At 62.0% G+C, this 4,568-nt stretch carries 5 protein-coding genes and 1 pseudogene; 3 read left to right on the top strand and 3 right to left on the bottom strand.

Annotation, left to right across the window (positions count from 1 at the left end):
• The 3 genes from RMO40_RS05995 to RMO40_RS05985 all read right to left on the bottom strand — a co-directional run.
• A partial coding sequence (locus RMO40_RS05995; protein ID WP_309717706.1) for a DUF3106 domain-containing protein occupies nucleotides 1–553 on the bottom strand: 553 nt, incomplete at its 3' end.
• Nucleotides 554–627: 74 nt separating this feature from the next.
• Nucleotides 628–1,086 (bottom strand): DUF3619 family protein, encoded by a 459-nt coding sequence (locus RMO40_RS05990; RefSeq protein WP_309717703.1) that lies wholly within the window; start codon nucleotides 1,084–1,086, stop codon nucleotides 628–630.
• Complete coding sequence (locus tag RMO40_RS05985; RefSeq protein WP_309717700.1) at nucleotides 1,083–1,649, bottom strand: RNA polymerase sigma factor; 567 nt, start codon at nucleotides 1,647–1,649, stop codon at nucleotides 1,083–1,085. The genes RMO40_RS05990 and RMO40_RS05985 overlap by 4 nt, the downstream gene beginning before the upstream one ends.
• 240 nt (nucleotides 1,650–1,889) lie before the next feature.
• Here RMO40_RS05985 and RMO40_RS05980 point away from each other — a divergent pair, with 240 nt between their 5' ends.
• The 3 genes and pseudogenes from RMO40_RS05980 to RMO40_RS05970 form a co-directional block, all read left to right on the top strand.
• Entirely contained in the window at nucleotides 1,890–3,665 is a 1,776-nt protein-coding gene (locus RMO40_RS05980) for an acetolactate synthase 3 catalytic subunit (protein ID WP_309717697.1), read from the top strand.
• A 159-nt stretch (nucleotides 3,666–3,824) separates the two neighbouring features.
• Nucleotides 3,825–4,316: an acetolactate synthase small subunit gene (gene ilvN / locus RMO40_RS05975; protein ID WP_309717693.1), complete on the top strand. Its 492-nt coding sequence runs from the start codon at nucleotides 3,825–3,827 to the stop codon at nucleotides 4,314–4,316.
• A 61-nt stretch (nucleotides 4,317–4,377) separates the two neighbouring features.
• Nucleotides 4,378–4,568 (top strand): annotated as a pseudogene (locus RMO40_RS05970) (ketol-acid reductoisomerase); the annotation flags it as partial.

Below are 4,568 nucleotides of genomic sequence, written 5' to 3'. Positions count from 1 at the left end.
GGGCCTGGGCCACGGTCGGTGCCACGGCTTTCGGCCGCGGTGCGTAAGACGAATTGGGCACCACGTTGGACTTCTTGGCGGGCAAGCCGTCAGCCGGCGTGTCGGCAGGCACTGGCTTGCGAGGCACGGGCGCCGCGCGAGCCGCCAGCTCCTTTTGCTGCTCTGGTGGCAAGGCCTTGTAAGCCTCCCACCGGGCTTTGCGCTCCTGCGCCGGGACTTGTTGGGCTTCCCTGTAGTTCATGCGTGCTTCGCCACGCTCTTTCGGGCTCATCTGGGCCCAGTCGGCCATGCGGTTCTGGATGCGGGCCTGCTCGGGGGCTGGCAGCGAGGGAAACTTGGTGGCGATTTCGAGCCACTTGGTCTTGCGAGAGGAATCGATCCGATCCCACTCGCCTTCCAGGGGCTTCAGCGCGTTTTTCTGGCTCGGGCTGAGCGCAGACCATGAAACGCCGCCTGTGGTTTGAAGGCTTGTCCGGGGAGCGGCCGGAACTGGTCCGGTCTGGGCTCGCAATGCGAGGGGCGCGGCGAACAGGGCCAACGCACAAACCCACATCCAGGGGACGCTGCGCCGCGCTGATTCGCGCCGCGAGGGGTTGGTGAAGCGGGACGAGAGCATCGACGCTCCGGTCAATCGCTAGGAGCTTTGAGAAACTCCACGAACCCGGGATCGCTGTAAGCCGAGGGCGGCAGGTCATCGGCCAGCAGCGAGGCGTCGATTTCAGCTGCGGCGGCGATCTGGCTGTCGTTGTGCATCTGCTGGATGAACATCAAGCCACCCACCAGCGCCACCAAAGGAATCAAGGCGGCCAGCTGAACCCACCAACCCGAACCGCCTTCGCCGCCAGCCAACGCGGCACTGGAACCAGAACTCATCGCGAGCGCCGGCTCGGCCACCGTCACCGAGCGGGCGGCGCGGGCGCGTTGCAGCGCCTGGTCGCGCGCGAAGCGCAGGCGCTCAGTCACGTCGGGGGCCAGGTCGGCGGTGGTTTCGGTCAGGCGCGCGGTCATGCGCAAGGCCAGCCGGGCCTCCAGAGCTTCCAGGGCGGCGGGTGCGTAGGGGCGTTGAAGAGTGGTGTTGTTGTTCATAGCTCAATTCCCTTTGCCTTGAGGGCATCTGCCAAGGCATGCACCGCACGCGAGCAATGTGTCTTGACGCTGCCCTCGGAGCAGCCCATCACGGCAGCTGTCTCGGCGACATCGAGTTCCTCCCAGTAACGCAGCAGGAAGGCTTCTCGTTGACGGGTTGGTAGCCTGGCGACCTCACCATCAATGGCTAGCAGGATCTGAGCCCGTGAAACCGACTCCGCCGCGCTTTCCGTAGCAGAAGACTCATTCTGCGACGCTAAAGTTTCCAGCAGATCGAAATCTCCATCGTCGCTTGAGGATTCGTACTCGGAAAAGTTGCGAACCACCGCGTTTCGCACTTTCTGGCGGCGAAACCAGTCCATGGTCGCGTTGGAAAGGATGCGTTGAAACACCAGCGGCAACTCGGCCGGCGGGCGATCGATGTACTTTTCGGCCAAGCGAATCATCGAATCCTGGACGATGTCGAGCGCGGCATCGTCATCGCGCACGGCGTACACCACGCGCTTGAAGGCGCGTTTTTCGACGCTTTTCAGAAAGTCCGAAAGTTCTTTGTCAGATGCCAAGTGGGGCGCCTCAGGCAGGGAGCCTGTCGAAACGGGCGCGATTATCGCATCGCCCCAAACTGCCTCTGCACGGGGTGCGCGAGCGGTTCTATAATGCCGGTTTTCTCATCAACTGGTCTTAATTTGGCTGCCCGACCTGGGCACCTTGTTCTTTGACTCAGCAGGCACCACACCCGCCTCACGAGGGCGTGGAGAGGTGCACCGATGGTTTTTCGTTAGAGAAATTCACAAAGGTTCAACATGGACATGTCTGCCGCGGAAATCAAACGCGCCGCTTTGGCGCAGCCGCAATCTTCCTCCCCCGCGGAGCCGAATGGCTCTGAAATCCTCGTCCGCTGCCTTCAAGCCGAAGGCGTCAAGTTCCTCTGGGGCTACCCGGGCGGCGCGGTTCTCTACATCTACGACGCGCTCTACAAGCAAGACAGCATCGAACACGTGCTGGTGCGCCATGAGCAGGCTGCCGTTCATGCCGCTGACGGGTATGCGCGCGCTACCGGCAACGTCGGTGTCGCCCTCGTCACCTCGGGCCCTGGCGTCACCAATGCGGTCACGGGCATCGCCACCGCCTACATGGACTCGATTCCGATGGTGATCATCACCGGCCAGGTTCCCACGCCGGCGATCGGGCTCGATGCGTTCCAGGAATGTGACACCGTGGGCATCACCCGCCCGATCGTGAAGCACAACTTCCTGGTGAAAGACGTGCGCGACCTGGCGATCACGTTGAAGAAGGCCTTCCACATCGCTCGCACCGGCCGCCCGGGGCCGGTGGTGGTGGACATCCCGAAAGATGTCTCGCAGAAGACCGCGCCCTTCCACTACCCGGCCACGATCGAAATGCGTTCGTACAACCCGGCGCGCAAGGGGCATGGCGGGCAGATCCGCAAGGCGGTGCAGCTGTTGTTGGCAGCCAAGCGCCCCTACATCTACACCGGTGGTGGTGTGGTGCTGGGCAATGCGGCGGCCGAGTTGCGCGAACTGGTCAATCTGCTGGGCTACCCCTGCACCAACACGCTGATGGGCCTGGGCTCCATCGCTGCCAGCGACCCCAAGTTCCTCGGTATGCTGGGCATGCATGGCACGTATGAGGCCAACATGACCATGCAGAACTGCGATGTTCTGCTGGCTGTGGGCGCCCGGTTCGATGACCGTGTGATCGGCAACCCGAAGCATTTCGCTTCGGTCGAACGCAAGATCGTTCACGTCGACATCGACCCCTCGTCGATTTCCAAGCGCGTCAAGGTCGACATTCCCATCGTGGGCGACGTGAAGGACGTGCTGCAGGAACTCATCATCCAAATCAAGGAAGCGCAGGCCAAGCCCGATGTGCAAGCCTTGTCGGCCTGGTGGGGCCAGATCAACGAGTGGCGCAAGCGTGAGTGTTTGAAATACAAGAACAGCACCGACGTCATCAAGCCGCAATACGTGGTCGAGACGCTGTGCGAGTTGACCAAGGACCGCGATACCTACATCACCTCCGATGTGGGCCAGCACCAGATGTGGGCCGCCCAGTTCTACCGCTTCGAGGAACCGCGCCGCTGGATCAACTCCGGTGGCCTGGGCACCATGGGCGTGGGATTGCCTTACGCCATGGGCATCAAACTCGCCAAGCCCGAGTCGGATGTGTTCTGCATCACCGGCGAAGGCTCGATCCAGATGTGCATCCAGGAGCTCTCGACCTGCCAGCAGTACAAGACGCCGGTGAAGGTGGTGTCTCTGAACAACCGCTACCTGGGCATGGTTCGCCAATGGCAAGAGCTGGATTACGGCGGCCGCTACTCGCACAGCTACATGGACGCGCTGCCCGACTTCGTGAAGCTCGCCGAGGCCTATGGCCACGTCGGCTTGCTGGTCGAGAAGCCGTCTGACGTGGAGCCGGCGCTGCGCGAAGCCATCAAGCTCAAGGATCGCACCGTCTTCCTCGACATCCGCACCGACCCGACGGAGAACGTCTGGCCCATGGTGCAGGCGGGCAAAGGCATCTCTGAAATGCTCCTGGGGTCTGAAGACCTGTGAAGCTCCGAACTTCGGCCAAGGTTGAGCGTTACCGCGCTCACCCGAAAGCCGCAGGGGTGTGCTGATCGACTTCAGCGTTTTTCCACCGATTCACTTGGACAGCGTGGCCAAGGGCCATTGGTTACCGCCAATGGTCTGAAGAGCGCGCTTGAAAGCACCATGAAACACATCATTGCCCTGCTGCTGGAGAACGAACCCGGCGCGTTGTCGCGCGTCGTCGCTTTGTTCTCGGCCCGCGGCTACAACATCGAGAGCCTGACGGTGGCGCCGACGGAAGACCCGTCTTTGTCGCGCATGACCATCGTGACCAACGGCTCGGACGACGTGATCGAGCAGATCACCAAGCACCTGAACCGCCTGATCGAAGTCGTGAAGGTCGTCGACCTGACCGAAGGCAGCTACACCGAGCGTGAGCTGATGCTCATCAAGGTGCGTGCCGTCGGCAAGGAGCGCGACGAGATGAAGCGCATGGCCGACATCTTCCGCGGCCGCATCATCGACGTGACCGAAAAAAGCTACACCATGGAGTTGACGGGCGATGCGTCCAAGCTCGATGCCTTCATCGAGGCCATCGACCGCACCGCCATTCTGGAAACCGTGCGCACCGGCACCAGCGGGATCGGTCGCGGCGAGCGCATCCTGCGCGCCTGATTCATCGCTGAATCAATCCTCACCGAAACCCCGCATTGAACTGATATCGAAGGAGATAGACATGAAGGTTTATTACGACAAAGACGCCGACCTGAGCCTGATCAAGGGCAAGAAGGTCACCATCGTCGGCTACGGCTCGCAGGGCCATGCCCATGCGCAGAATCTCAACGACAGTGGCGTCAAGGTGACGGTGGGGCTGCGCAAGGGCGGCGCCAGCTGGAACAAAGTCGAGAAAGCCGGGCTGCGCGTGGC

Origin of the sequence: Rhizobacter sp., assembly GCF_031412075.1 — a bacterium.
Lineage (GTDB): Bacteria > Pseudomonadota > Gammaproteobacteria > Burkholderiales > Burkholderiaceae_C > Rhizobacter.
This window is presented reverse-complemented; position numbering and strand designations above follow the sequence as displayed.